20 protein-coding genes are annotated in these 25,671 nt (G+C 71.7%); 6 read left to right on the forward strand and 14 right to left on the reverse strand.

Annotated features, from left to right (window positions below; all coding sequences use genetic code 11):
- Window positions 1-139 precede the first annotated feature (139 nt).
- The 5 genes from SMA5143A_RS26735 to bldG all read right to left on the reverse strand — a co-directional run bounded on the left by SMA5143A_RS26735 (window position 140) and on the right by bldG (window position 6,333).
- On the reverse strand, window positions 140-1,672 hold the full coding sequence (locus SMA5143A_RS26735) for a DUF7059 domain-containing protein (protein ID WP_107465394.1): 1,533 nt from the start codon (window positions 1,670-1,672) through the stop codon (window positions 140-142).
- A 253-nt stretch (window positions 1,673-1,925) separates the two neighbouring features.
- Window positions 1,926-2,513 (reverse strand): small secreted protein, encoded by a 588-nt coding sequence (locus SMA5143A_RS26740; RefSeq protein ID WP_258193767.1) that lies wholly within the window; start codon window positions 2,511-2,513, stop codon window positions 1,926-1,928.
- Between the two features lie 224 nt (window positions 2,514-2,737).
- Window positions 2,738-5,143, reverse strand: coding sequence for a sodium-translocating pyrophosphatase (locus SMA5143A_RS26745; protein WP_107465396.1), 2,406 nt, complete (start codon window positions 5,141-5,143; stop codon window positions 2,738-2,740).
- Between the two features lie 303 nt (window positions 5,144-5,446).
- Complete coding sequence (locus tag SMA5143A_RS26750; RefSeq protein WP_099966977.1) at window positions 5,447-5,881, reverse strand: ATP-binding protein; 435 nt, start codon at window positions 5,879-5,881, stop codon at window positions 5,447-5,449.
- Between the two features lie 110 nt (window positions 5,882-5,991).
- Entirely contained in the window at window positions 5,992-6,333 is a 342-nt protein-coding gene (gene bldG, locus SMA5143A_RS26755) for an anti-sigma factor antagonist BldG (RefSeq protein ID WP_005475923.1), read from the reverse strand.
- Window positions 6,334-6,416: 83 nt separating this feature from the next.
- On the opposite strand from bldG, the gene SMA5143A_RS26760 reads away from it, so the two are divergent.
- Entirely contained in the window at window positions 6,417-8,882 is a 2,466-nt protein-coding gene (locus SMA5143A_RS26760) for a DEAD/DEAH box helicase (RefSeq protein WP_181362027.1), read from the forward strand.
- Between the two features lie 95 nt (window positions 8,883-8,977).
- Here SMA5143A_RS26760 and SMA5143A_RS26765 read toward each other — a convergent pair whose 3' ends face one another.
- From SMA5143A_RS26765 to ssd, 7 genes are all read right to left on the reverse strand, one after another.
- Window positions 8,978-9,331 carry an Rv3654c family TadE-like protein gene (locus tag SMA5143A_RS26765; protein WP_107465398.1) on the reverse strand — a complete coding sequence of 118 codons (354 nt, stop codon included), beginning with the start codon at window positions 9,329-9,331 and terminating at the stop codon, window positions 8,978-8,980.
- A gap of 2 nt (window positions 9,332-9,333) precedes the next feature.
- Window positions 9,334-9,723 (reverse strand): TadE family type IV pilus minor pilin, encoded by a 390-nt coding sequence (locus SMA5143A_RS26770; RefSeq protein WP_107465399.1) that lies wholly within the window; start codon window positions 9,721-9,723, stop codon window positions 9,334-9,336.
- Window positions 9,710-9,934: a DUF4244 domain-containing protein gene (locus tag SMA5143A_RS26775; protein ID WP_107465400.1), complete on the reverse strand. Its 225-nt coding sequence runs from the start codon at window positions 9,932-9,934 to the stop codon at window positions 9,710-9,712. Before SMA5143A_RS26775 ends, SMA5143A_RS26770 begins: the two co-directional genes overlap by 14 nt.
- Before the next feature lie 158 nt (window positions 9,935-10,092).
- Window positions 10,093-10,887, reverse strand: coding sequence for a type II secretion system F family protein (locus SMA5143A_RS26780; protein ID WP_107465401.1), 795 nt, complete (start codon window positions 10,885-10,887; stop codon window positions 10,093-10,095).
- Window positions 10,884-11,738, reverse strand: coding sequence for a type II secretion system F family protein (locus tag SMA5143A_RS26785; protein WP_107465402.1), 855 nt, complete (start codon window positions 11,736-11,738; stop codon window positions 10,884-10,886). The genes SMA5143A_RS26780 and SMA5143A_RS26785 overlap by 4 nt, the downstream gene beginning before the upstream one ends.
- Complete coding sequence (locus tag SMA5143A_RS26790; protein WP_107465403.1) at window positions 11,722-12,915, reverse strand: TadA family conjugal transfer-associated ATPase; 1,194 nt, start codon at window positions 12,913-12,915, stop codon at window positions 11,722-11,724. The genes SMA5143A_RS26785 and SMA5143A_RS26790 overlap by 17 nt, the downstream gene beginning before the upstream one ends.
- Window positions 12,916-13,024: 109 nt before the next feature.
- Entirely contained in the window at window positions 13,025-14,119 is a 1,095-nt protein-coding gene (gene ssd / locus SMA5143A_RS26795; protein ID WP_107465451.1) for a septum site-determining protein Ssd, read from the reverse strand.
- Between the two features lie 596 nt (window positions 14,120-14,715).
- Between ssd and SMA5143A_RS26800 the strand changes: the two genes are divergently transcribed.
- A complete protein-coding gene (locus SMA5143A_RS26800; RefSeq protein WP_107465404.1) occupies window positions 14,716-15,552 on the forward strand; it encodes an HAD family hydrolase in 837 nt (278 codons plus the stop codon).
- 344 nt (window positions 15,553-15,896) lie between these two features.
- On the opposite strand, the gene SMA5143A_RS26805 is transcribed toward SMA5143A_RS26800, so the two are convergent.
- Complete coding sequence (locus SMA5143A_RS26805; protein ID WP_107465405.1) at window positions 15,897-16,730, reverse strand: oxidoreductase; 834 nt, start codon at window positions 16,728-16,730, stop codon at window positions 15,897-15,899.
- 99 nt (window positions 16,731-16,829) lie between these two features.
- On the opposite strand from SMA5143A_RS26805, the gene SMA5143A_RS26810 reads away from it, so the two are divergent.
- Window positions 16,830-17,810: a nucleotide-binding protein gene (locus SMA5143A_RS26810; RefSeq protein ID WP_107465452.1), complete on the forward strand. Its 981-nt coding sequence runs from the start codon at window positions 16,830-16,832 to the stop codon at window positions 17,808-17,810.
- A 21-nt stretch (window positions 17,811-17,831) separates the two neighbouring features.
- Here SMA5143A_RS26810 and SMA5143A_RS26815 read toward each other — a convergent pair whose 3' ends face one another.
- Entirely contained in the window at window positions 17,832-19,160 is a 1,329-nt protein-coding gene (locus tag SMA5143A_RS26815; protein WP_107465406.1) for a hypothetical protein, read from the reverse strand.
- 292 nt (window positions 19,161-19,452) lie between these two features.
- Between SMA5143A_RS26815 and SMA5143A_RS26820 the strand changes: the two genes are divergently transcribed.
- The 3 genes from SMA5143A_RS26820 (at window position 19,453) to nhaA (ending at window position 25,570) form a co-directional block, all read left to right on the forward strand.
- On the forward strand, window positions 19,453-21,825 hold the full coding sequence (locus SMA5143A_RS26820) for a SulP family inorganic anion transporter (RefSeq protein WP_107465407.1): 2,373 nt from the start codon (window positions 19,453-19,455) through the stop codon (window positions 21,823-21,825).
- Window positions 21,826-21,995: 170 nt separating this feature from the next.
- Window positions 21,996-23,951, forward strand: a complete 1,956-nt coding sequence (gene acs / locus SMA5143A_RS26825; protein WP_055521652.1) for an acetate--CoA ligase — start codon at window positions 21,996-21,998, stop codon at window positions 23,949-23,951.
- Window positions 23,952-24,166: 215 nt separating this feature from the next.
- On the forward strand, window positions 24,167-25,570 hold the full coding sequence (gene nhaA / locus SMA5143A_RS26830) for a Na+/H+ antiporter NhaA (protein WP_107465408.1): 1,404 nt from the start codon (window positions 24,167-24,169) through the stop codon (window positions 25,568-25,570).
- Window positions 25,571-25,671: the final 101 nt, after the last annotated feature.

Here is a 25,671-nt window from a genome sequence, read left to right on the forward strand (position 1 = left end):
ACCCAGGGGTACGGAGGCGCCCCATCCGTTACTCGAACAGGGCACCCGAACATGCCCTCGGCAGGCCGCCGGGCAGCCTCGGAGGGGCCGGTTCGAGGAAGCCCTCGCCCCAAAGGGCCGGTTCGACGGAGTGGTCGCCTCAGGGGGCCGGTTCGAGGAAGCCCTGCTCGACGAGGAGCCGGATCTGGACCGGCGTCCGGTCGCGCAGGGCCACCGGGTCCTCGCCCACGAGCTGGGCAATGGCGTCCAGAATCCGCCCCGCGCTGAGCGAGCCGTCGCACACACCGGCGAATCCGGCGCCGACCGTGTCCACCTTCGTGGCCCGGCGCATCCCGCGGTTCTGCCGCAGCACCACGTGCTCGGGGTCCTCGGCACCGGGCAGTCCGACCTGCTCCTGGACGACCTCGGAGGCAAGGCGGAAGTGCGCGCCGAGGAGCGCGGCGTCGTCGGCGGCCCGCAGGTAGTCGACGCGCGCGAAGTGGGCCCGCACCGTCTCGCCGAGCGGCTGTTCGACCGGATGCGGCCATTCCTCGACGGTGATCGAGGGCTCGTCGTCGGCCGCGGCCGACTTGCGCAGCGTGATCCAGCCGAACCCGACGCCCTTGACCTTGCGGGCCTCGAACTCGTCCAGCCACGCGTCGTACCGGGCCTGGTACTCGGCCGCGTCACCGCGGTGGTCGCCCGCGTCCCGCAGCCACAGCTCCGCGTACTGCGTGACGTCCTGGACCTCCCGCTGCACGATCCACGCGTCACAGCCGCGCGGCACCCACGACCTGAGCCGCTCCTGCCAGTCCTCCCCCGCCACGTGCTGCCAGTTGGCGAGGAACTGCGCGAACCCGCCCTCGTTGAGCCGCTCCCCGGCCCGCTGCACGAGAGTGCGGCAGAGGTCGTCGCCGCCCATGCCGCCGTCGCGGTAGGTGAGTCGGGCGCCCGGCGAGATCACGAACGGCGGGTTGGACACGATGAGGTCGTACGTCTCGTCGTCCGCGAGCGGCTCGAAGAGCGAGCCCTGCCTCAGATCGGCCGCCGGTGCGCCGGAGAGCGCCAGCGTGAGCGCCGTGATGTGGAGCGCGCGCGGGTTCAGGTCGGTCGCCGTCACACGGGTGGCGTGCTGGGCTGCGTGCAGCGCCTGGATGCCGGAGCCGGCCCCGAGGTCGAGCGCGGAGCCGACCGGCGTCCGCACGGTGATGCCGGCGAGGGTCGTGGACGCGCCGCCCACACCCAGGACCACACCCTCGTCCTTGCTGCCGATGCCCCCGGCCCCGCCGACCGCGCACCCCAGGTCGGACACGATGAACCAGTCCTCGCCGGCGGGTCCGCCGTACGGCCGTACGTCGACGGTGGCGGCGATCTCCTCGGAGGAACCACCGACGGGAACCAGCCATCCACTCTCGACACACACGTCGACGGGCAGCGCCTCCTCCACGCGCGCGCGTGCCACCGGCTGCTGCAGCAGGAACAGCCGGACGAGCGCCTCCAGCGCCGACTCGCCGCGCGTGGCCCGCAACGCGGGGACCACTTCGCTCCGGGCGAGGGCCGCGTACGCGGAGGCGCCGAGCAGTTCGAGCAGCCCGTCGGCGGTGAAGTCGGCGCCGATCAGCGCCGCGCGCAACCGAGCGGCGACATCGGAACGGTCAACGGACGGCAAGGAGGGCAGCTTGGAGTCACTCACAGACGTCAGCGTAGCCGCGCCGGACCGCCCGGCCCTCGGCCGTGCGGACCACGGCCGGTCGCGCCGCCGTCAGCCGTCCGGATCCATGACCGGGCGCGCCGCCGTCAGCCGTCCGGATCCATGGCCGGGCGCGCCGCCGTCGGCCTGCGGACGGTCGACCGGGGCGTGCCGCCGTCAGCCGTGCGGGCCGCGGCCGGTCGTACCGCCCGGGCGTCCGTGTCCCCGTGCCGGAGTCGCCCGGGCGTCGGTGGCGTCAGCTCTGGGTGGCCCCCGCCGACACCGAGACGGACGAGGTCGCGGACTTGCAGCTCGGCTGCTCGGCCATCGCCTGGCCCACCTCGCCCTTCTCCAGCTCCTTCAGGGCGTTGCTGCCGGTCTTGCTGAGCTTCTCCAGCTCCGTGGCGACGCCTTCCAGCCCGTCGGCGAACTTCGCCTGGTCCTTCGTGTTCAGCGCGTCGGACTTCTTCTTCAGCTCGGCGTACGCGGTGGACAGCTGGTTCAGCTCCGCGACCGCGGCCTTCTGCTTCTTGTCGCCGTCGTCGACGTTCGGCGCACCGGCCTGTTGGATGGCCGTCGCCATGGCCTTGTACGCGTCGGAGATGTCCTGGAAGCCCTGGGAGTCGGCCTTCTGGACGTCGGCCGGCGCGCTGTCGTCCGAGGTCTCCTTCTGGATCGAGGCGTTGGCCGCCGCGATCTTCTTGATCTGCGGCTGTACGTCGTCGCAGACCTGCTTGGCCCAGGAGTTCAGCTTGTCGTTCGTCTCGTCGTCGCTGCTGCACCCGGACAGTGCCAGTGCCAGTACCGCACCGCCGGACAGTGCGGCCGCGAGCTTCTTGTTCACCGGATTGGTCCCTTCCGTGGCTCTCGGCCCCGGAACATACACGGAGGACGGGAGCCACCTGCGTGCCGAGCCCCCTCTATCTATCATTTTGTAACCAATTGCACCAAGAGAGAGAAGGCTCACGGGCCGGCGCCGCACACAGCGGAGCGGGCGGGCGGCACGTCAACACGCGCCGTCCGCCCGCCCTTTGAGCTGGGGTCTCGCCCCACCCTTCGTATGGCCGTCTACGAAACCACCGCGGGGTCCGCCGACTTGGCCAGCCGCTCGGAGTTGCCTTCGTCACCCACGGCGATCCCGCGCCGCTTGGAGACGTACACCGCGCCCACGATCACGGCGATCGAGAGGACGGCGATGGTGACCCGCAGCCCGACGCTCTTGTCGTCGCCGTAGCTGAACTGGACGACGGCGGGAGCGATGAGCAGCGCGACCAGGTTCATCACCTTCAGCAGCGGGTTGATCGCCGGGCCCGCGGTGTCCTTGAAGGGGTCGCCGACGGTGTCGCCGATCACGGTGGCGGCGTGGGCCTCGCTGCCCTTGCCGCCGTGGTGTCCGTCCTCGACGAGCTTCTTGGCGTTGTCCCACGCGCCACCGGAGTTGGCGAGGAACACCGCCATCAGCGTCCCGGTGCCGATCGCGCCCGCGAGATACGCGCCCAGCGCGCCGACCCCGAGCGTGAACCCGATCGCGATGGGCGCCATGACGGCAAGCAGTCCGGGCGTGGCGAGTTCCCTGAGGGCGTCCTTGGTGCAGATGTCGACGACCCTGCCGTACTCCGGCTTCTCGCTGTAGTCCATGATCCCGGGCTTCTCCCGGAACTGCCGCCGGACCTCGTAGACCACCGCGCCCGCGGACCGCGAGACCGCGTTGATCGCCAGCCCCGAGAAGAGGAAGACGACCGCGGCGCCCGCGATCAGCCCGACGAGGTTGTTGGGCTGCGAGATGTCCATCATCAGGTTCATGGGCGCGTCGGCGCCGGAGACCTTCTCGCCCACGTCGTTCGCCGCGGTGACGATCGCGTCCCGGTACGAGCCGAACAGCGCCGCCGCCGCGAGCACGGCCGTGGCGATGGCGATGCCCTTGGTGATGGCCTTGGTGGTGTTGCCGACGGCGTCCAGGTCGGTGAGCACCTGGGCGCCCGCGCCCTCGACGTCGCCGGACATCTCGGCGATGCCCTGCGCGTTGTCGGAGACGGGCCCGAAGGTGTCCATGGCGACGATGACGCCGACCGTGGTGAGCAGACCGGTGCCGGCCAGTGCCACCGCGAACAGCGCGAGCATGATCGACGTGCCGCCGAGCAGGAACGCCCCGTACACGCCGAGGCCGATCAGCAGGGCGGTGTAGACGGCCGATTCCAGACCGACGGAGATACCGGCGAGGACGACGGTGGCCGGGCCGGTGAGCGAGGTCTTGCCGATGTCCCGCACGGGACGCCGGGTGGTCTCGGTGAAGTAGCCGGTCAGCTGCTGGATCAGCGCGGCCAGCACGATGCCGATGGCCACCGCGACGAGCGCGAGGATCCGCGGGTCGCCGCCCTTGTCGAGGATCGCCTGGTCGCCGACACCGTCCAGGCCGGCGTATGTCGACGGCAGATAGGCGTAGACGGCGAGCGCGACCAGGGCCAGCGAGATCACCGCGGAGATGAAGAAGCCGCGGTTGATCGCGGACATACCGCTGCGGTCGGTCCGGCGTGGCGCCACCGCGAAGATGCCGACCATCGCGGTGAGGACGCCGATCGCGGGGACGATCAGCGGGAAGGCGAGCCCGGAGTCGCCGAAGGCCGCCTTGCCGAGGATCAGCGCGGCGACGAGCGTCACCGCGTACGACTCGAAGAGGTCGGCCGCCATGCCCGCGCAGTCGCCGACGTTGTCGCCCACGTTGTCGGCGATGGTCGCGGCATTGCGCGGGTCGTCCTCCGGAATGCCCTGCTCGACCTTGCCGACCAGGTCGGCGCCGACGTCGGCGGCCTTGGTGAAGATGCCGCCGCCGACCCTCATGAACATGGCGATGAGGGCGGCGCCCAGGCCGAAACCTTCCAGCACCTTCGGCGCGTCGGCCGCGTACACCAGCACCACACAGGAGGCGCCCAGCAGACCGAGCCCCACCGTGAACATGCCGACGACGCCGCCCGTGCGAAATGCGATCTTCATCGCCTTGTGCGAAACCGTGGTGAGATCCTTTTCCGGTTCACCTTCCGCCGGTGTCGCCTCCCGGGCCGCCGCCGCGACGCGCACATTGCTGCGCACGGCGAGCCACATGCCGATATAACCCGTGGCCGCCGAGAACGCCGCGCCGATCAAGAAGAACACCGATCGGCCGGCGCGCTGATTCCAGTCGTCCGCGGGCAGCAGCAGGAGCAGGAAGAACACGACGACGGCGAAAACGCCGAGTGTGCGCAACTGCCGGGCCAGATAGGCGTTCGCGCCTTCCTGTACGGCAGCCGCGATCTTCTTCATGCTGTCGGTGCCCTCGCCCGCCGCGAGCACCTGGCGCACCAGGACTCCGGCGACGACGAGCGCGGCCAGCGCCACGACTCCGATCACCATGACGATGATCCGGTTGTCGTCGGTCAGCACTGCGGCTGCGAAGTTCGTGGGGTGGTCAAACCGCTGAGGGGTAGAAAGCCCCGCCATTCGTCCTCCTTGACGCTTGGGCTGAGCTCAAGATGTGGACGGATTCTAGGGAGCGGACCCTGATCAAAACAGTGCACGGGAAACGGAATTAGCCTTCGCATGCCCATCAGCAAATGATCCGCACCCGGCCACATTACTCGAAAGAAGTAACGCCTCAAAGACATTGACGCTTGATCAAATTATCGTGCCATTGATCGTGAATTACTTCACGAATTCCGGTGTCCCGATGAACGTTGATCAGAAGAAAAGGAAAGGGCCCTGCTCAGCAGGGCCCTTCGGGGTAATGCTTGAAGTTGCGAGGAGTCAGGTCAGCACCGCGTTGGGCGGCGTGGTCGGCCAGCTCATACGGATCAGTCCGCCGTTCTCCCCGGTGCTGACCTCCATGTCGTCGACGAGGCCGCTGATGACCGCGAGACCCATGTCGTCCTCCTCGCTGTCCACCTCCGCCTCGCCCGCCGCACCCGACGCCTTGTCGCCGGGAACGGTGTGCGGCGCCTCGTCGCCGACCTCGATGGAGAACTGCTTCTCCTCCTCGATCAGCGACACATGCACCGGCGCCGAGACGCCGCTGCTGCGGTGCAGCCCCACGGCACGGGTGCACGCCTCGCCGACGGCCAACCTGACCTCGTCGAGGACGGCCTCGTCCACTCCGGCCCTGCGCGCCACCGCGGCCGCCACCAGTCGGGCGGTACGGACGTGCTCGGGCAGCGCGCTGAAGCGGAGTTCAACGGTGGCCATGCATCCCCCTCGGAACTACGGGCGTGCGGTCGAAGGGCCGGGCCCTCGGGCCCGGTCCCCTCACTTGACTTGGCTGTGACGCTTCCGGGCACGGGCCCGGACGGGCGTCATCAGTCGGTGGCCGCAACCGCTTCGTCGACCGAGGTGTGAATGGGGAACACCTTGGTCAGACCGGTGATGCGGAAGATCTTCAAAATGCGCTCCTGGTTGCAGACCAGGCGCAGCGAGCCCTCGTGGGCCCGTACTCGCTTCAGGCCGCCCACCAGCACGCCGAGCCCGGTGGAGTCGAGGAAGTCGACGCCCTCCATGTCGACGACGAGGTGGAAACTCCCGTCGTTGACCAGCTCGACCAGCTGCTCACGCAGCTTGGGCGCGGTATAAACGTCGATTTCGCCACCGACCTCGACGACCGTACGATCGCCGACGGTACGGGTCGACAGGGACAGGTCCACGGATCCTCCAGCACCTTGCTATCGAGCGTTCGCCCCTCGGGACACCTCGGCTTGAAAGCCCCCGGGACGGTTCGCCAGCCGCGATGGCATTCAATCACTTACCGGCAGGCGTGCACGACGCCTTGGCTCCATTGTCCGTCACGCCGGTGACACACTCGGTGCCGATGGCCAAGAATCACCGATCCGATCGATCCTCGACGGACACCGCACCCAGCCCCTCGCCGGGCGAGGTCCTGGACCGGCTCGCCTCGGGCCCGAGCCGGGCTTCGCGCATCACTCATACGGAGCATGTGCCCCCACGTGCGGGTCGCCATGCCGTCTGGCCGGACCGGATCCGTGCCGAGGTCATCGCCGCCGTCCAGCGCGCCGGAATCGTGCATCCCTGGGCCCACCAGGCAAGGGTCGCCGAGCACGCCCTCGACGGCGAGTCGGTGGTCGTCGCCACCGGCACCGCCTCCGGCAAGTCCCTGGCCTACCTCGTGCCGGTCCTCTCGCGGCTGCTGGAGGGCTCCGAGGCCCCCAACGGCCGTGGGGCCACCACGCTCTATCTGGCCCCCACCAAGGCACTCGCGGCGGACCAGTGCCGGTCGGTGAAGGAACTTTCACATCCTCTGGGCAATGCCGTACGCCCGGCCGTGTACGACGGCGACACCCCCGTCGAGGAACGCGAGTGGATCCGCCAGTACGCCAACTACGTCCTCACCAACCCCGACATGCTCCATCTGGGCATCCTTCCCTCCCACCCCCGCTGGTCCTCCTTCCTGCGCGCCCTCAAGTACGTCGTGATCGACGAGTGCCACACCTACCGCGGTGTCTTCGGCTCCCATGTGGCCCAGGTGCTGCGCCGCCTGCGCCGTCTGTGCGCCCGCTACGGCGCCGAACCCGTCTTCCTGCTGGCCTCCGCCACCGCCGCCGAGCCCTCCGTCGCCGCCGGCCGCCTCACCGGCGTCCGGGTGACCGAGGTCGCCGACGACGCCTCGCCCCGTGGTGAACTGGTGTTCGCCCTCTGGGAGCCCCCACTCACCGAGTTCCAGGGCGAGAAGGGCGCCCCCGTACGGCGTACCGCGACCGCCGAGACGGCCGACCTGCTGACCGACCTCACCGTCCAGGGCATCCGCTCGGTGGCCTTCGTACGCTCCCGGCGTGGCGCGGAGCTGATCTCCGTGATCACTCAGGAACGCCTCGCCGAGGTCGACCGCTCCCTGGCCCGGCGCGTGGCCGCCTACCGCGGCGGCTACCTCCCCGAGGAGCGCCGCGCCCTGGAACGCGCCCTCCACTCCGGCGAGCTCCTCGGCCTCGCCGCCACCACCGCCCTCGAACTCGGCGTCGACATCTCCGGCCTCGACGCCGTCCTCATCGCCGGCTACCCGGGCACCCGCGCCTCCCTGTGGCAGCAGGCGGGCCGCGCCGGACGCTCCGGCCAGGGCGCCCTCGCCGTCCTCGTGGCCCGCGACGACCCGCTGGACACGTTCCTGGTCCACCATCCCGAGGCCCTGTTCGACCAACCGGTGGAGTCGACCGTCCTCGACCCCGACAACCCCTATGTCCTCGCCCCCCACCTCTGCGCGGCCGCCGCCGAGCTGCCACTGACCGAGGAGGACTTCGCGCTGTTCGGCCCCGCCTGCGAGGAACTGCTGCCGCAGCTGGAGGCCGCCCAGCTGCTGCGCCGCCGCACCAAGGCCTGGCACTGGACCCGCCGGGAACGGGCCGCCGACCTCGCCGACATCCGGGGCCAGGGCGGCCGCCCCGTCCAGGTCGTCGAGGCCGCCACCGGCCGCCTCCTCGGCACGGTCGACGCGGGCGCCGCCCACACCACCGTCCACGAGGGCGCCGTCCATCTGCACCAGGGCCGTACGTACCTGGTGCGCGAACTGGACCTGGACGACTCCGTCGCCCTCGTCGAACAGGCCGAGCCTCCCTACTCGACGGTCGCCCGCGACACGACCTCCATCTCCGTCCTGGAGACGGACACCGAGATCCCCTGGGGCGACGGCCGGCTCTGCTACGGCTCCGTCGAGGTCACCAACCAGGTCGTCTCCTTCCTGCGCCGCCGGCTCATCACCGGCGAGGTCCTCGGCGAGTCCAAGCTCGATCTCCCTCCTCGTACGCTGCGTACCCGTGCCGTCTGGTGGACGGTCACCGAGGACCAGCTCGACGCGGCCCGCATCAATCCCGAGATCCTCGGCGGTGCCCTGCACGCCGCCGAGCACGCGTCGATCGGCATGCTGCCCCTCTTCGCCACGTGCGACCGCTGGGACATCGGCGGCGTCTCCGTGCCGCTCCACCCCGACACCCTGCTGCCGACGGTCTTCGTCTACGACGGCCACCCGGGCGGCGCGGGCTTCGCCGAACGCGCCTTCCACACGGCCGCGTCCTGGCTCGACGCCACCCGCCAGGCCATCGCCGCGTGCGAATGCGACGCCGGGTGCCCGTCCTGCATCCAGTCCCCCAAGTGCGGCAACGGCAACGACCCCTTGCACAAGCGGGGAGCGGTACGCCTCCTCACGGAACTGCTGCGGGGGGCTCCGGGCGAGGGCGGGGCGACGTAGGAGGGCTGAGGCGACATAGGGGCTAAGTGGCGTAGGGCGGCGTCGCCGCTGTGGTCCGCGCTTCCCCGCGCCCTCGGCGGCCTCTGGACGGGCCCCTAGCCGGGGGCCGACATCGGCGGCCCCGCTCTCGCCCTGGCCTCGGCGGTCAGCAGGCCGGTGCCCGCCGCCGCCGTGACGTCCGCGATCTCCCCCTCCACCTCGCAGCTCACGATGCGGCTCCCTTGCGCCCGTGCCACCCTCTCGGCCGTCGCGCAAGCGCCCTCACCGCCCTTCATCCAGTGGTCGGCGGCGGCCAGTGCCGCGAGATCGGCCGCGCCGGCCGCACGGTGCCGGATCACCACCGCCTGCCCCATCGCGAGCACAGCGCCGAAGACGGCACACAGCACGACCAGCACACCGACGACCCAGACGGTCGCGGAACCCCGGTCCGAGCGGACGTTCGGCGGCATTCTCACCCGCTCTCCACCCCCACCGTCTCCTCCGCCAGGGCCACGGCCGTGTGGCTCAGGTCAAGGCCCAGGCCGCCAGGGCCCGGGGAGCGGGCCGAGACGACGACGCGTACGTAATCGCCGTCCCGGCCGACGCTGACCCGCGCCCCGTCGGGCGCCACGCGCCGTGCCACGGCCGCGACCGCGCCCGGCGGGTCCTGGCGGGCGGCGGCACGGGCCCCGACCCGCGCCGCGTCCAAGCACTGGATCTGGGCGCAGGCCGCGAGCAGGGCCCACACGAGGGCCATCGCGAACAGCACCAGCACGGGCAGGGCCATGGCCGCCTCGGCCGTCACGAACCCCTGGTCGCCGCCCAGGGCCCTGCCGCGCCGCCGTGGCTCACTCCCCGCCACTGAGGGCCCGCCCGACGATCTCCTGCAGCTCCGCCTGGACCTGTCCGCTGGTCACCACCTTGTAGAGCACGGCGGCGAAGGCCACCGCCGCGATGATTCCGACGGCGTACTCGGACGTCACCATTCCGGCGTCCCTCCGTGCCGCTCGCACCCGAAGCATCAGGGCGCCCACCAGCCGGCCCCGCACCGCGTCCCGCACTGCCTTGTACATCTCAACCCCCGTGAGGTTCTGTTCCGTTGCTCGTTCGGTTCCGTTGCTCGTTCGGTTCGTCGTAACTCGTTCGTGGACCACTGGTCGTTGATCGCCGGTCATCGTTCGCCGGTCGATCGCTCGCCGATGTCACCGCCCCACTCATCTCCTCCCAGCCCTCACCCCCCACCCCCTCCCTCCAACAACCCGTCCGCCAGGCCGATCACCACCGGCAGCACTCCCACCGCGATGAACGCGGGCAGGAAGCACAGGCCGACCGGGGCGGTGACCATCACGGCGGCTCGGCGGGCCCGTTCCGTCGCGGCGCGGCCCCAGTCGGCGCGGGCCTCCGCGGCGAGTCGGGCGACCGGGGCGGCGGCCGGTACGCCGGTCTGGTCGGCCCGCTCCAGGAGTCGGGCCAGCGGACCGGCCCCAGGGAGCGCGGCCAACGCGCGCCACGCGTCCGCCGGTTCGCCCCCGAGGCGGGCCTCCGCAGCCCCTCTGGCCAGTCGCTCCCCCACCGGCCCGCCCAGGGCCTCACCAACGGCCTGGGCAGCCACCACGGGGCTCGCCCCGGCCGCGATGCAGGCGGCCAGCAGATCGGCGGCGAGGGGCAGTTGCCGGGCGGCCTCCGCCGCGTCGAACGCCTCCGCCGACGGGCCGTCCGCCTTCCGGGTCCGCCGTAGCCACTGCCAGACCCCCGCACCGGCAGCGAGCCCCAGCGCGAGCCCCGGAAGGCCGCCGATCAGCACCCACCCGGCGCACACCCCGCCGGCTACGGGCAGCCAGCGCCGTACCGCGCCCCGCAGGGCGAGGGGCCGTCGGGGCGGAGCGGCGGCCACGGCCAGGACCGCGTCCAGCCGGACGAACAGGCGCCGTCGGCGCCGGGCGGCGACCAGCCACCGGGCCGGCCACCACAGACCCACGAGGACGCCCAGGGCGACCCCCAGCCTGTGGACGACTTCCTCGTTCATGCCGCCTCCGCTCCCCGTACGATCCGCAGCGCCCACCACAGGCCCGCGCCCTCCAGCACCGCGCCGACCACCAGACAGCCCAGCCCGGCCGCGCTGTGCAGCACCACGTGCAGCGGGTCGGCGCCGAGGGCGGTGCCGAGCAGCAGGCCCAGCACCGGGAGCCCGGCGAGCATCACCGCCGTCGAGCGGGAGCCGGCCAACTGGGCGCGCAGGTCCGCCCGCTGGTCCCGCTCGGCGCGCAGGGCGCCCTCCAGGCGGTCGAGCCCGGCGGCGAGGCCCGCGCCCCGGTCGACGGCCACCCGCCAGCACGCGGCGAGCCCCAGGAGTCCGTCGGCGCCCGGTTGCCGCGCCGCGTCGGCGAGCGCGCCCGGCACGTCCCCGCCGAACCGGGCCGCCGCCAGCACCACCGCCTGCGCCTCGCCGAGCCCGCCCGAGTCCCGTGCGGCCCGCAGCAACGCCTCCCCCGGCTGCCGTCCGGCCCGCACCTCCCCGGCGAGCGCCGCGCACAGCGCGACCACGGCTTCCCCGCGCCGCTCGCGGGCCCGGCGCTCCTCCGCCGCCCGCCGCACCCGTCGCAGCAGCGGCACCCCGGCCGCCCCGGCGAGGACCGGCAGCACGGAGGCCCCCAGCACCGCGAGGAGCAGCCCCGCCACCGGCGCCCACCACTCGACCCCGAGCCGCCGCGCCCGGCCGACCACCCTCTGCCAGGGGGGCGGTCCGATCACGCCGCCCCCGGCCAGCAGGGAGCGGGCCCGTCGAGCGACGCTGTCCCGGCCGCCGCCCACCATTAAGGCCGCCGCCCCGGCACACACCAGGGCCACGCCGGCCGACGCCTCATCGGCCCCCGTCATAGGAACCGCTCCCTTCCCGTAGTTCGCCCCGGAGCAGGCCCCGCAGCCGCTCCCAGCCCCGCTCGTGCACGAACGTCTCCGCGCCCCACCGCAGCGCGGGCACCGTCACGACCAGCCCCGACGCGTCGCGCTCCAGCACATGGACCTCGGCGATGCGGCGCCGCCCGTCCCGGTCCCGCACCAGGTGCAGGACCACCGACAGCGCGGCCGCCAGTTGGCTGTGCAGTGCTGCCCGGTCGAGCCCGGCGGCCGTCCCGAGCGCCTCCAGCCGCGCCGGTACCTGCCCGGCGGCGTTGGCGTGGAGGGTGCCGCAGCCGCCCTCGTGGCCCGTGTTCAGGGCGGCCAGCAGGCTCACCACCTCAGGGCCGCGGACCTCGCCGACCACCAGCCGGTCGGGACGCATCCGCAGCGCCTGCCGCACCAGGTCCTGGAGCTCGACGAGGCCGACGCCCTCCTGGTTGGCCGGTCTGCCCTCCAGCCGCACCACGTGCGGATGGTCGGGCCGCAGCTCCGCCGAGTCCTCGGCGAGCACGATCCGCTCGCCCGGGTCGACCAGGCCGAGGAGCGCGCTCAGCAGGGTCGTCTTGCCGGTGCCCGTGCCGCCGCTGATGACGTACGACAGCCGGGCGCGGATCAGTGCCCGCAGCACCCGGTCGCCGCCCGGCGGCACCGTGCCCGCCGCCGCCAGTTCGTCGAGCGTGAAGGCCCGCGGCCGGACGACCCGCAGGGACAGGCAGGTGGAGCCCACCGCCACCGGTGGCAGTACCGCGTGGAGACGGGTGCCGTCGGGGAGCCGTGCGTCGACCCACGGCCGGGCGTCGTCGAGCCGGCGTCCGGCGACGGCCGCCAGGCGTTGGGCGAGCCGCCGTACGGCGGCCGCGTCCTGGAAAGAGATTCCGGTCAGTTCCAGGCCGCCCCCGCGGTCCACCCACACCCGGTCGGGTGCCGACACCAGCACGTCGGTGACCGACGGGTCGGCGAGCAGCGGCTCCAGCGGTCCGCTCCCGACCAGCTCCGACCGCAACCGCTCGGCCGCCCCGAGCACCTCGGCGTCACCGAGCACCCGGCCGCGCTCCCGCAGTGCCTGCGCCACACGGGCCGGTGTCGGCTCGGCCCCGCTCTCGACGAGCCACTGCCGCACACCGTCCAGAAGCCCGTCATCGAGCACCGCGCTCACCCGCCCTCACCTCCGCTCCACGTCGCCCCGCGTCCGATGCGCGGGCCAGGTGCCTCCCACCGCCGTCCCGCGCACCACACCGCGCGCCCGGCGCCCGCCACTCCCTCGTTCACGCCGCCTCGCTCCCCACGGCCACCCGCTCCCAGAAGCCCTCGCAGAAGCGGGCCAGAGGGCCGCGGGCGATGCCTCCCGGTGGCTTCGCGGCGTCGTGGAGGTCCGGCTCGGCGGGGACCTCGCCGGCGAGTGGCAGGCCGAGGAGGCGGGCGATGTCCTGGTCGTCGAGGCCCGGCGCGTACGGGCCCCGGACCGCCACGCGCAGGTCACGCAGGACCATGCCGAAGGCGGAGGCGACCCGGGAGGCGGCCGCGACGGCACGCAACTCTGCGGGGACCACCAGCAGGCCGACGTCGATCTGGGCGAGAGCCTCGGCGACGCCTTCGTCGATGCGGCGCGGCAGGTCGACGACGACCGCCCCGCCGCGGCGCCGTCCGGCGGCGAGGACCGCGCGCACGGCCTGGGGCGGGATGGCGACGGCGTCGCCCCGGTCCCAGCTGAGGACCCGTAGGGAGTGCAGCTCGGGAAGGGACTCCTCCAGGGCGCCGCCGCCGACCCTGCCGCGCGAGGCGGCGAACGCGGGCCAGCGCAGCCCTTCGGCGTTCTCCCCGCCGAGGAGCACGTCGAGCCCGCCGCCCAGTGGATCGGCGTCCACGAGGAGGGTGCGCCTGCCCTGCCGCGCCGAGGTCACGGCGAGCGCGCAGGCCAGGGTGGACGCCCCGGCACCGCCGCGCCCTCCGATCACACCGACGGTGAGCGCGGGCCTTCCGACCCCTTCGGCGACGTCGGCGATGCGGTCGACGAGCCATTGCTCGCCGTCGGGCAGCATCAGCACGTGGTCGGCGCCGATCTGCACGGCACGCTGCCAGACCCCGGAGTCGTCCTGGTCCTTCCCGATGAGCACGACCCCGCGGCGGCGGACGGCCCCACGCAGGCGCCGCGCCGCGTCGTCGCCGACGAGGACGAGCGGTGCCGCCTCCCAGCGGCCCCGGCCCTGCGGCATGCCGTGGTGGACCTCCGGTCTGGCGCCGGCGGCCGCGCACAGGCGCAGCAGGTCGTCCAGGAGGTCCACGTCCTCGGTGACGATCAACGGCCTGCCCTGCCGCCCGTCGCCGGCCGACCGCCGGTCGTCGGTGATGGCTCCCGCCATGATCTCCATCCCCCTTCGCCGCGTCCGGGGCGGTGTGCGGGGCTGCGCCTCTGCGCTCGTCGGCCCCGCCCGTGTCCCGGACGCCCGTGTTCAAGTCCTGTGTGAAGTGCCGGCCGTCGGCCGCCGAATGGGCGGTCGGCGAAATCCGGCCGACGACGCCCGAGAAACCGAACCGGCCAGGAACTCGCCGCCGTCGGACGCGCTGGAATCACGGTGCAGCGATCCCGGAAATCGTGTGGATCTTGGTCGAAAACTGTGGACGACCCGACCGTTGTGAATATCGCCGTCACCCGAACGGGCGAGGCCCGCACGATCCCCGCAGTGCAGCACGACAGCTACACAAAGTGACGAATCCTATGGGGAGGCAGAGAAATGCCCACGAGAGCACAGGGCGGCCTCGCGGGCGGGAGAAGAGAAGGGAAAAAGTATCCGGACATGCGACGACCCCCGCCGGGGGGGAGAGCGGGGGTCGTCCCCACGGCCGACTCGGGGGGGGAGGAGTCGGGCCGGGTTAGCACGGTCGCGAACGATCCGTGACTTCCATGGTGTACCCGAGAGCCTTCTCAGGCAAACCCACGCGCCCCACACTAGCCCGAATGGCGGGCGCATATGCTCAGCCCGTGGAAAACCACTCCTTGCCCCGCACAGCGGCCTTCTTTGACCTGGACAAGACGGTCATTGCGAAGTCGAGCACGCTCACGTTCAGCAAGTCGTTCTACCAAGGCGGCCTGATCAACCGCAGGGCCGCCCTGCGGACCGCATACACCCAGTTCGTGTTCCTCGCGGGCGGCGCCGACCACGACCAGATGGAGCGGATGCGGAAGTACCTCTCCGCGCTGTGCCGGGGCTGGAACGTCCAACAAGTGAAGGACATAGTCGCCGAGACCCTTCACGATCTGATCGACCCGATCATCTACGACGAGGCCGCCTCCCTCATCGAGGAGCACCACACCGCCGGGCGGGACGTGGTGATCGTCTCCACGTCCGGCGCCGAGGTCGTCGAGCCGATCGGCGAGCTGCTCGGCGCGGACCGCGTGGTGGCGACCCGGATGGTCGTCGGCGACGACGGTTGCTTCACCGGCGAGGTGGAGTACTACGCGTACGGCCCGACCAAGGCCGAGGCGGTCCGGGAGCTGGCCGAGTCGGAGGAGTACGACCTGGCGCACTGCTACGCGTACAGCGACTCGGCGACGGACCTGCCGATGCTGGAGGCCGTGGGGCACCCGCACGCGGTCAACCCGGACCGGACACTCCGCCGGGAGGCCCTCGCGCGCGGGTGGCCGATTCTGGACTTCCACCGCCCGGTGCGGCTGAAGCAGCGGTTCGCCGTCCGGCCCCGGCCCGCCCTGCTCGCGGCGGCGGCCATAGGTGCGGCGGCGGCCACCGCGGGGCTCGTCTGGTACGCGAGTCGGCGCCGGGTGGCGACCGCCTGACCACGCCGGACGACCAGGGCCGATTCACCCTCTTTGAAGGCAAAAGTAAAGAACCACAGCAAGGGGTTCCGCTTGCTCCGGTCCTGGAGTAGAAAGGATTCAAGGCCCGCGAGACCAAAGGACGTCCGAGAGGATCACCTTTAATAACTCATTTTGGCCCCACGGACCTAGCATGAACACTGGGCACCCACGCGACGTCGACCCGTCGATTACGGGCCAGCCGCACCAGGTGACGGGCACAAGTTCCCGACCTGATGGGCACATATCGAGGACGCTTGGTAACCCGGTGGACATGCCAGCGGCGGTACGAATTCTCGTACCGCCGCAACCTTTTTTGGCGGTTTCTACGCCGCTCCGCGCTGCAGTGCCTCACACACCGCCGTCGACTCCCGCGCACCCAGTTCGATCGCCCTGCCGCAGTGGGCGATCCAGGCGGCCATTCCCTCGGGGGTTCCGGAGACATAGCCGTCCAGGGCGGCGCGATAGGCGGCGCGGCCGAGTTCCGCGTGACCGACCTCCGCCGGGCAGACCGACTTGGGGTCGAGGCCGCTGCCGACCAGGACGATCCGCTCGGCCGCAAGCGCGACGAGGCCGTTGTGGAAGCCGAAGGGCCGCACGGCGACCAGCTCACCGTGCACGACTGCCGCAGTGACCAGGGCGGGAGCCGCACTGCCCCGGATGATCAGCTCGGCGAGGCCGTCGAGACGCCCGGAGACCTCCGCCGCGCTCGGCAACGGCAGTTCCACCAGGGGCTCGTCGACGGGTTCGCCGTCCTGGCGGGGACGCCCCACGCGCACGTGGTCCTCGCCGGCCGCCACCAGATGCAGCCGGGCCAGCACCCGCAGGGGCGACTGCCGCCAGATGGACAGCAGTTGGCCGGCCTCGGCGGTCAGCCGCAGCGCGGCACCCACGGTGCGCGCCTCGCCGTCGCCCCCCTGCCCGCTGAAGTCACTGCGCCGTCGCACCTCTTCGAGCGCCCAGTCGGCGCCGGACAGCGCGGCCGAGCCGCGCGCGCCGCGCAAGGCGGCCTCGGAGGTGACCGCGTTGCTGCGCCGCCGCATGACTCGGTGACCGTAGACCCGGTCCACGGCCTTGCGTACGGACTCCACGGACTCGGCCACGCCGGGAAGCTCGGCGAGGGCCGCGAGCGGATCGGCGGTCGCACCTGTCGTACTCATGAGTACGACCCTACGCGCCTTGGCCGCCGACCCCTCGAAGGAGTGGTCTTCCTTCCGGTCGATACACCGTTGGCGATCATCCGACTACCGTTGGTGAACATGAAAATTGCTTTCGTCGGGAAGGGCGGGAGTGGCAAGACCACGCTGTCCTCCCTGTTCATCCGCCATCTCGCCGCCTCCGGTGCCCCGGTCGTGGCCATCGACGCGGACATCAACCAGCATCTCGGGGCCGCCCTGGGGCTGGACGACTCGGAGGCCGCGGAGCTCCCGGCCATGGGCGAGCGGCTCTCGCTGATCAAGAACCATCTCCGCGGCTCCAACCCGCGGATCACCTCCGCCGAGACGATGATCAAGACGACGCCGCCCGGCGAGGGCTCCCGGCTGGTGCGGATCTGCGACCCCAACCCGATCTACGACGCCTGCGCCCGGCCGGTGGAACTCGACGGCGGGGCCGTCCGTTTGATGGTCACCGGCCCCTTCACCGACTCCGACCTCGGGGTGGCCTGCTACCACTCCAAGACGGGAGCGGTGGAGCTGTTCCTGAACCACCTGGTGGACGGCCGCGACGAGTACGTGGTGGTCGACATGACGGCCGGTTCCGACTCCTTCGCGTCCGGCATGTTCACCCGCTTCGACATGACGTTCCTCGTCGCCGAGCCGACCCGGAGGGGGGTCTCCGTCTACCGCCAGTACAAGGAGTACGCCAGTGACTACGGCGTCGCCCTGAAGGTCATCGGCAACAAGCTGCGGGGCGACGACGACCTCGACTTCCTCCGCGCCGAGATCGGGGACGACCTGCTGGTCACCGTCGGCCACTCGGACTGGGTGCGCGCCCTGGAGAAGGGCCGCCCGCCCCGCTTCGAGCACCTGGAGGAATCCAACCGCCGCGCGCTGCACGCGCTGCACGAGGCGGCGGACGCCACGTACGAGCTGCGCGACTGGGAGCGCTACACCCGTCAGATGGTGCACTTCCACCTGAAGAACGCGAGCGGCTGGGGCAATGAGCGGACCGGGGCCGACCTGGCGTCGCAGATCGACCCCGACTTCGTCCTCGGCGAGCAGCTCGCGGCCGCGGTCTGACCCGCGACCCGCCGCCGTCCGCTACTTCGACCGGCCCGCCCGGGCACCCGGGGCGCCCTTGGGGGCCGGCGCCGGTCCACTCGCCAGGAAGGCGTCCCAGCCCTCCTTCGGGGACCGGCCGACACCGAGGGTGCGCAGCTTGTCCAGGACCTCCGGGTCCTGGGCGTCGAGCCAGTCGACGAGCTGCCGGAACGAGACACAGCGCACGTCCGGCTTGCCGCAGACGGTCTTGATGGTCTCCTCGACGGCCCGCATGTAGACACCGCCGTTCCAGGACTCGAAGTGGTTGCCGATGATCAGGGGCGCGCGGTTGCCCGCGTAGGCGCGTTCGAAGCCCGCGAGCAGCCCGTCCCGGAACTGGTCGCCCCAGTACTGCCGCTTGTCCGTGGAGCCCGCACGGGCACCGGACTGGTTGACATAGAAGTTGTAGTCCATGGTGAGCGTTTCGAAGGCGCGGCCGGGCATCGGGACCAATTGCATGGACAGGTCCCACAGTCCGTCCTTCTTCTCGGGCCAGACCTGGTCCCTCACGCCGCTGGTGTCGTAGCGGAAACCCAGTTCGCGGGCGGCCCGCATGAAGTTGGTCTGGCCCTCCAGGCAGGGGGTGCGGGCGCCGATCAGCTCCCTGTCGTAGTCGAAGGGCAGCGGTTCGGCCTTGCCCGTGCCCGTGTTGGTCTTCCATGCCTTCACGAACGACTTGGCCTGGGCGATCTCGCTCTTCCAGTCCTCGACCGACCATTCGCCGACCCCGCCACCCTTGCCGCAGAAGTGGCCGTTGAAGTGGGTGCCGATCTCGTTGCCCTCCAGCCAGGCTCCGCGCAGCTGCTCCACGGTGTCCTTGATCCCGCGGACATCGTTGAAGCCGATGTCGGAGCGGCCCGGCGAGTGCTGCGGCGGACGGTAGAGATCCCGCTTCTCCTCCGGGAGCATGTACACGCCGCTCAGGAAGTACGTCATGGTGGCGTTGTTGGCGCGGGCCACCTCGCGGAAGTGTGAGAAGAGGCGCTGGCTGTCCTCGCCGGCGCCGTCCCAGGAGAAGACCACGAACTGCGGGGGCTTCTGACCCGGCTTCAACCGTTCGGGCCTGCGCAGATGCGGCTGCGTGCCGGTGTACGCGGTGGACCCGTCGCCGATGAGCCGCACCGGGGCCTTGGGCGGGGCAGGAGCGCCCCCCTCCACTCGGGGCGCCGCCTCCTTGCCGCCGCGCGCGCCCTGCATGCCTTCCTTCCCCGTGCTGTTGGCGCCGGCCGAACCGGCGGCGCCCGTGTCGCCGGAGCCACAGCCGGCGAGCGCCGCGGCGCAGGTCGCGGCGAGTGTCACACCGACGGCGATCCTCTGGATGACGGCCATCTTCCGCCCACCTTCTTCCTTTGCTCAGGGGCAGAGGGGCCAAGATCACACAGAGTGCCGATCAAATTAATATGACAAGCCGATGAAATGCATGATTCATTCTCCTGAGTGATCTGATCACCCATTTGCCGCGAATGTCCTTGCATGACCTTTACTCTGCATTACGATTCATTTACTGAGCGTTGAGAAATCCCGCCGCTGTACGCCGTGACCCACGGCCGCGACCCGCCCCCCGCCCAAGCGGGGGGACCACCTGTTCCGCGACCGCGCAGCCCCGGAGGAGACGGGAAACATGTCCGCCTGCGTCCCCACCCACGCCCCCGACTCCAGCCCGCATCGGGCGGAGTCCGAGCACCAACCGCACAGCCCGCCCGAGCGACCCCGCCGGTTCCGCGTCGCGGGCGCCGATGTGTCCGCGTCCATCGCGGTCTTCCTGATCGCCCTCCCCCTGTCCCTGGGCATCGCCCTGGCCACCGGCGCGCCCCTCCAGGCCGGCCTCGTCGCCGCCGCCGTCGGGGGCCTCGTCGCCGGACGCCTCGGCGGCTCACCACTCCAGGTCAGCGGTCCGGCCGCCGGTCTGACCGTTGTCACCGCCGACCTCATCCACCAGTACGGCTGGCGCACCACCTGCGCCGTCACCGTGCTCGCCGGGCTCTCCCAACTCGGCCTGGCGCAGCTGCGCGTGGCCCGCTCGGCGCTCGCCGTGAGCCCCGCGATCGTGCACGGCATGCTCGCCGGCATCGGTGTCACCATCGCCGTCGCCCAGTTGCACATCGTGCTCGGCGGCACGCCGCAGAGCGCCGTCCTCGACAACGTCGGCGCACTGCCCGCCCAGTTGGCGCACCTGCATCCCGCCGCCGTCTCCATGAGCGCGCTCACCCTCGCCCTGCTCTTCGCCTGGCCCCGGCTCCCCGGCCCCGTCGGCCGGCGGCTGCGCAGCGTCCCCGCCGCCCTCGTCGCCGTCGCGGGCGCCACGGCGGCCGCCGTGCTCGCCGGGCTCAGCCTGCCCAAGGTCGAGTTGCCCGCCTGGCGCAGCCATGCCCTCGCCGGGCTGCCCGAAGGCCCCGTGCTCGGTCTGGTCGCCGCCGTCCTCACCACGACCCTGGTGTGCAGCGTGCAGTCGCTGCTCGGTGCCGTCGCCATGGACAAGCTGGCGGCGGGCCGGACCGACGTACGGCGCTCGGACCTCGACCGCGAGCTGCGCGGTCAGGGCGCGGCCAACGTCATCTCCGGAGCCCTCGGGGGCCTGCCCATCGCCGGCGTCGCCGTCCGCAGCACGGCCAACGTCCGCGCCGGCGCCGTCAGCCGGAACTCCACGATGCTGCACGGCGTCTGGGTGGTGGCGGCCGCGCTGTTCCTGGTCCCCGCCCTGGAGTTGATCCCCCTCGCGTCGCTCGCCGCGCTGGTGATGGCCGTCGGGCTCCAGATGGTGTCCCTGCACCACATCCGCACGGTGACCCGCCACCGAGAGGTGCTCGTCTACGCGGCCACGACCCTCGGGGTCGTCCTCCTCGGGGTGCTGGAAGGCGTCGCGCTCGGCATCGCCGTGGCCGTCGGCGTCGCCCTGCACCGCCTCACCCGCACCCGCATCACCCACGAGGAGAAGGACGGGGCCCACCACGTCCATGTCCGGGGGCAGTTGACGTTCCTCGCCGTGCCCCGGCTCAGCCGGGCCCTCCACCAGGTCCCGCAGGGTGCCGAGACGGTGGTGGAGCTGGACGGGTCGTTCATGGACCACGCGGCGTACGAGTCCCTCCAGGACTGGCAGCACGCCCACCGCGCGCGCGGGGGCTCCGTGGAGATCACCGGACGCTCCGGGACCCGGATCGCCGAACCCGCGGGCACCTCCGCGGCCGGCTGCCGCTGTCGGCCCTGGACGGCGTGGCGCAACCACCAGTGCGCGGCCCCGGCACCCACCCCCGCCGGCAGCCCGGCCGAGGAGCCGGCCGAAGGGCCGAGCAGCCATCAACTGGCCCGCGGGATCAGCGCGTTCCAGACCAACACCGCACCTCTGGTGCGCCGCGAGCTGGCGCGGCTCGCGCGGGAGGGCCAGCAGCCCTCGCAGCTCTTCCTCACCTGCGCCGACTCCCGGCTCGTCACCTCGATGATCACGTCCAGCGGCCCCGGCGACCTCTTCGTCGTACGCAATGTCGGCAATCTGGTGCCCATGCCTGGTGAGGAGAGCGCCGACGACTCGGTGGCGGCGGCCATCGAGTACGCGGTGGAGGTGCTGAAGGTGCGGTCCATCACCGTCTGCGGGCACTCCGGCTGCGGTGCGATGCAGGCCCTGCTCACCACCGATCCCCGCGGCTCCCAGACCCCCCTCAGACGATGGCTGCGGCACGGCCTGCCCAGCCTGGAGCGCGCCACCGACAAGAACCGGCCCTGGGCGCGTATCGCCGGACGCGAGCCGGCCGACGCGGTCGAGCAGCTGTGCCTGACCAACGTCATCCAGCAGTTGACGCATCTACGGGCGCACGACTGCGTCGAGCGCGCCCTGCGCGAGGGCACGCTCGAACTGCACGGGATGTACTTCCACGTGGGCGAGGCCCAGGCCTACCTGCTCACGGAGGACGCGCCGGACAGCGGAGTCTTCGACCGAGTGGCCGGAACGACGGGAGAGGCGGGGTCGAAGGGGACAGTTCTGCACGACACGCGCGTCTGAACCGTTTCTCCCGCCGGTCCGTGACAACGGGTGGCCCCATGTACGTGGGGCCACCCACTCACAGGTCTAAACCAATCCGGGGAAGGCCCTTGTCATCGGGGGTCCGGGTCTGATGAGCTGTGGCCTGGGACACAACGGTCGCCCCGGCAAAGCACCGCGAGGGAGATGTCGTGAGCAACGAAAGCCTGGCCAACCTCTTGAAGGAGGAGCGACGCTTCGCGCCGCCCGGTGACCTGGCGGCGAACGCCAACGTCACGGCAGAGGCGTACGAACAGGCCAAGGCTGACAGGCTCGGTTTCTGGGCGGCTCAGGCCCGGCGGCTGACCTGGGCCAAGGAGCCGACCGAGACCCTGGACTGGTCGAACCCGCCGTTCGCCAAGTGGTTCAAGGACGGCGAGCTCAACGTCGCGTACAACTGCGTCGACCGCCATGTCGAGGCCGGCCACGGCGACCGGGTCGCCATCCACTTCGAGGGCGAGCCCGGGGACAGCCGGGCCATCACCTACGCCGAGCTCAAGGACGAGGTGAGCAAGGCGGCGAACGCCCTGCTGGAGCTGGGCGTCCAGGCCGGTGACCGGGTCGCCGTCTACATGCCGATGATCCCCGAGACCGCCGTGGCGATGCTCGCGTGCGCCCGCATCGGCGCCGCGCACTCCGTCGTCTTCGGCGGCTTTTCCGCGGACGCCCTCGCGACCCGTATCCAGGACGCCGACGCCAAGGTCGTCATCACCTCCGACGGCGGCTACCGGCGCGGCAAGCCCTCCGCGCTCAAGCCGGCCGTGGACGACGCGGTCGCCAAGGCGGGCACCATCGAGCACGTCCTCGTCGTCCGCCGCACCGGCCAGGACGTCGCCTGGACCGACGGCCGCGACGTGTGGTGGCACGACATCGTCGACCGGCAGTCCGCCGAGCACACCCCGCAGGCGTTCGGGGCCGAGCACCCGCTGTTCATCCTGTACACGTCGGGCACCACCGGTAAGCCGAAGGGCATCCTGCACACCTCCGGCGGCTACCTCACCCAGACGGCGTACACGCACCACGCCGTCTTCGACCTCAAGCCGGAGACGGACGTGTACTGGTGCACGGCCGACGTCGGCTGGGTCACCGGCCACTCGTACATCGTCTACGGACCGCTGGCGAACGGCGCGAGCCAGGTCATGTACGAGGGCACGCCCGACACCCCGCACCAGGGGCGCTTCTGGGAGATCGTGCAGAAGTACGGCGTGACCATCCTGTACACGGCGCCCACGGCCATCCGTACGTTCATGAAGTGGGGCGACGACATCCCCGCGAAGTTCGACCTCGGCAGCCTGCGCGTGCTGGGCTCGGTGGGCGAGCCGATCAACCCCGAGGCGTGGATCTGGTACCGCAAGCACATCGGTGCGGACCGGACGCCCATCGTGGACACCTGGTGGCAGACCGAGACCGGCGCGATGATGATCTCCCCGCTGCCGGGCGTCACCGAGACCAAGCCGGGCTCCGCGCAGCGGCCGCTGCCGGGCATCGCCGCGACCGTCGTCGACGACGAGGCGAACGAGGTGCCCAACGGCGGTGGCGGCTATCTGGTGCTCACCGAGCCGTGGCCGTCGATGCTGCGCACCATCTGGGGCGACGACCAGCGGTTCCTCGACACGTACTGGTCACGGTTCGAGGGCAAGTACTTCGCCGGCGACGGGGCGAAGAAGGACGACGACGGGGACATCTGGCTCCTCGGCCGCGTCGACGACGTCATGCTGGTCTCCGGCCACAACATCTCCACCACCGAGGTGGAGTCCGCGCTCGTCTCGCACCCGTCCGTCGCGGAGGCGGCCGTGGTCGGCGCCGCCGACGAGACCACCGGGCAGGCCATCGTCGCCTTCGTCATCCTGCGCGGCACGGCGGCCGAGACCGAGACCCTGGTCGGCGAACTGCGCGACCACGTCGGCGCGACGCTCGGCCCGATCGCCAAGCCCAAGCGGATCCTGCCGGTGGCGGAGCTGCCGAAGACCCGCTCCGGCAAGATCATGCGGCGCCTGCTGCGTGACGTGGCGGAGAACCGTCAGCTCGGTGACGTCACCACGCTGACGGACTCCACGGTCATGGACCTCATCCAGACCAAGCTGCCGGCGGCGCCCAGCGAGGACTGAGATCGCCTTCATCGAGGGCTGAAGCGGCGTACGGGGCGGTGGCCGGGTAGCCGCCGCCCCGTCGAGGGCCGACGATGAGGTACCTCCCGAGGGGCACCCGGTGATCGACGCACCAGGTGCCCCGAGCTGTGCCCTTAGGTAGACTAAACAACCAGGTGTGCCGGGAAGTCTGGTCGGCGAGTGTTCCGTCCTGCCCTCGACCGGAGGTCCCCGCCGTGCCCGCATCCCGCCCCACCCCCGCCCGGAAGGTCCTCGACCGGCTCTCCCTGCCCGAGCGGACCTATGTGGCGGACGCGCTGCGCACGGAGACCGTCGGCGGTGTGCTGCTGCTCCTCGCCGCCGTCACCGCGCTGATCTGGGCGAACGTCCCCGCTCTGCACAGCGGTTACGAGAGCGTCAGCGACTTCCACTTCGGCCCCGAGGCCCTCGGCCTGAACCTCTCGGTCGCCCACTGGGCCGCCGACGGACTCCTCGCGATCTTCTTCTTCGTCGCCGGCATCGAACTCAAGCGCGAGCTCGTCGCCGGTGACCTGCGGGACCCCAAGGCGGCCGTACTGCCCGTGGTCGCCGCCCTGTGCGGCATGGCCGTACCGGCGCTCGTCTACACCCTCACCAACGTCGTCGGCGGCGGGTCGCTCGCCGGCTGGGCCGTGCCCACGGCCACCGACATCGCGTTCGCGCTCGCCGTGCTGGCCGTCATCGGCACCTCGCTGCCCTCCGCGCTGCGCGCGTTCCTGCTCACGCTCGCCGTCGTCGACGACCTCTTCGCGATCCTGATCATCGCGATCTTCTTCACCGACGGCCTCGACTTCGCCGCGCTCGGCGGCGCCTTCGCGGGCCTCGCCCTCTTCTGGCTGCTGCTCAGGAAGGGGGTGCGCGGGTGGTACGTGTACGTTCCGCTCGCCGTCGTCGTCTGGGGGCTGATGTACAACAGCGGCGTCCACGCCACCATCGCCGGGGTCGCGATGGGCCTGATGCTGCGTTGCACCCGGAACGAGGGGGAGGAGCACTCCCCCGGCGAGCGCGTCGAGCACCTCGTGCGCCCCCTCTCGGCGGGGCTGGCCGTGCCGCTGTTCGCCCTGTTCAGCGCGGGTGTCACCGTGTCGGGCGGGGCGCTGGGGAAGGTGTTCACCCAGCCGGAGACGCTCGGTGTGGTGCTCGGGCTGGTCATCGGCAAGGCGCTCGGGATCTTCGGCGGGACCTGGCTGACCGCCCGTTTCACCCGGGCCTCCCTCTCCGAGGAACTGGTCTGGCCGGACGTCTTCGCCGTCTCCTCCCTCGCCGGGATCGGCTTCACCGTGTCGCTGCTCATCGGCGAACTCGCCTTCGAGGGCGACCTGGAGCTCACCGACGGCGTCAAGGCGGCCGTGCTCACGGGGTCGCTCATCGCGGCGCTCCTGGCGACCGTCCTGGTCAAGCTCCGCAACGCGAAGTACCAGGCGCTGTGGGCCGAGGAGCACCGCGACGAGGACCTCGACGGCATCCCCGACATCTACGAACAGGACGACCCGGCGTACCACCTGCGCATGGCCGAGATCTACGAACGCAAGGCCGCCGAGCACCGCAGGCTTGCCGAAGTGGCGGGCGGGGCAGGCGACGGGGACGACGGTCCGGCATGATCTGACAGGACCGTACAAAACGCAGGGCGCCCCCGGCACCGTACGACGCGGCCTTCGAGCCGAGGCCCGTACGGGGCGGGGGCGCGTCCGGACGCAGATGA

The sequence above is a fragment of the Streptomyces sp. MA5143a genome (assembly GCF_900290235.1).
In the GTDB taxonomy this organism is placed as follows: Bacteria; Actinomycetota; Actinomycetes; order Streptomycetales; family Streptomycetaceae; genus Streptomyces.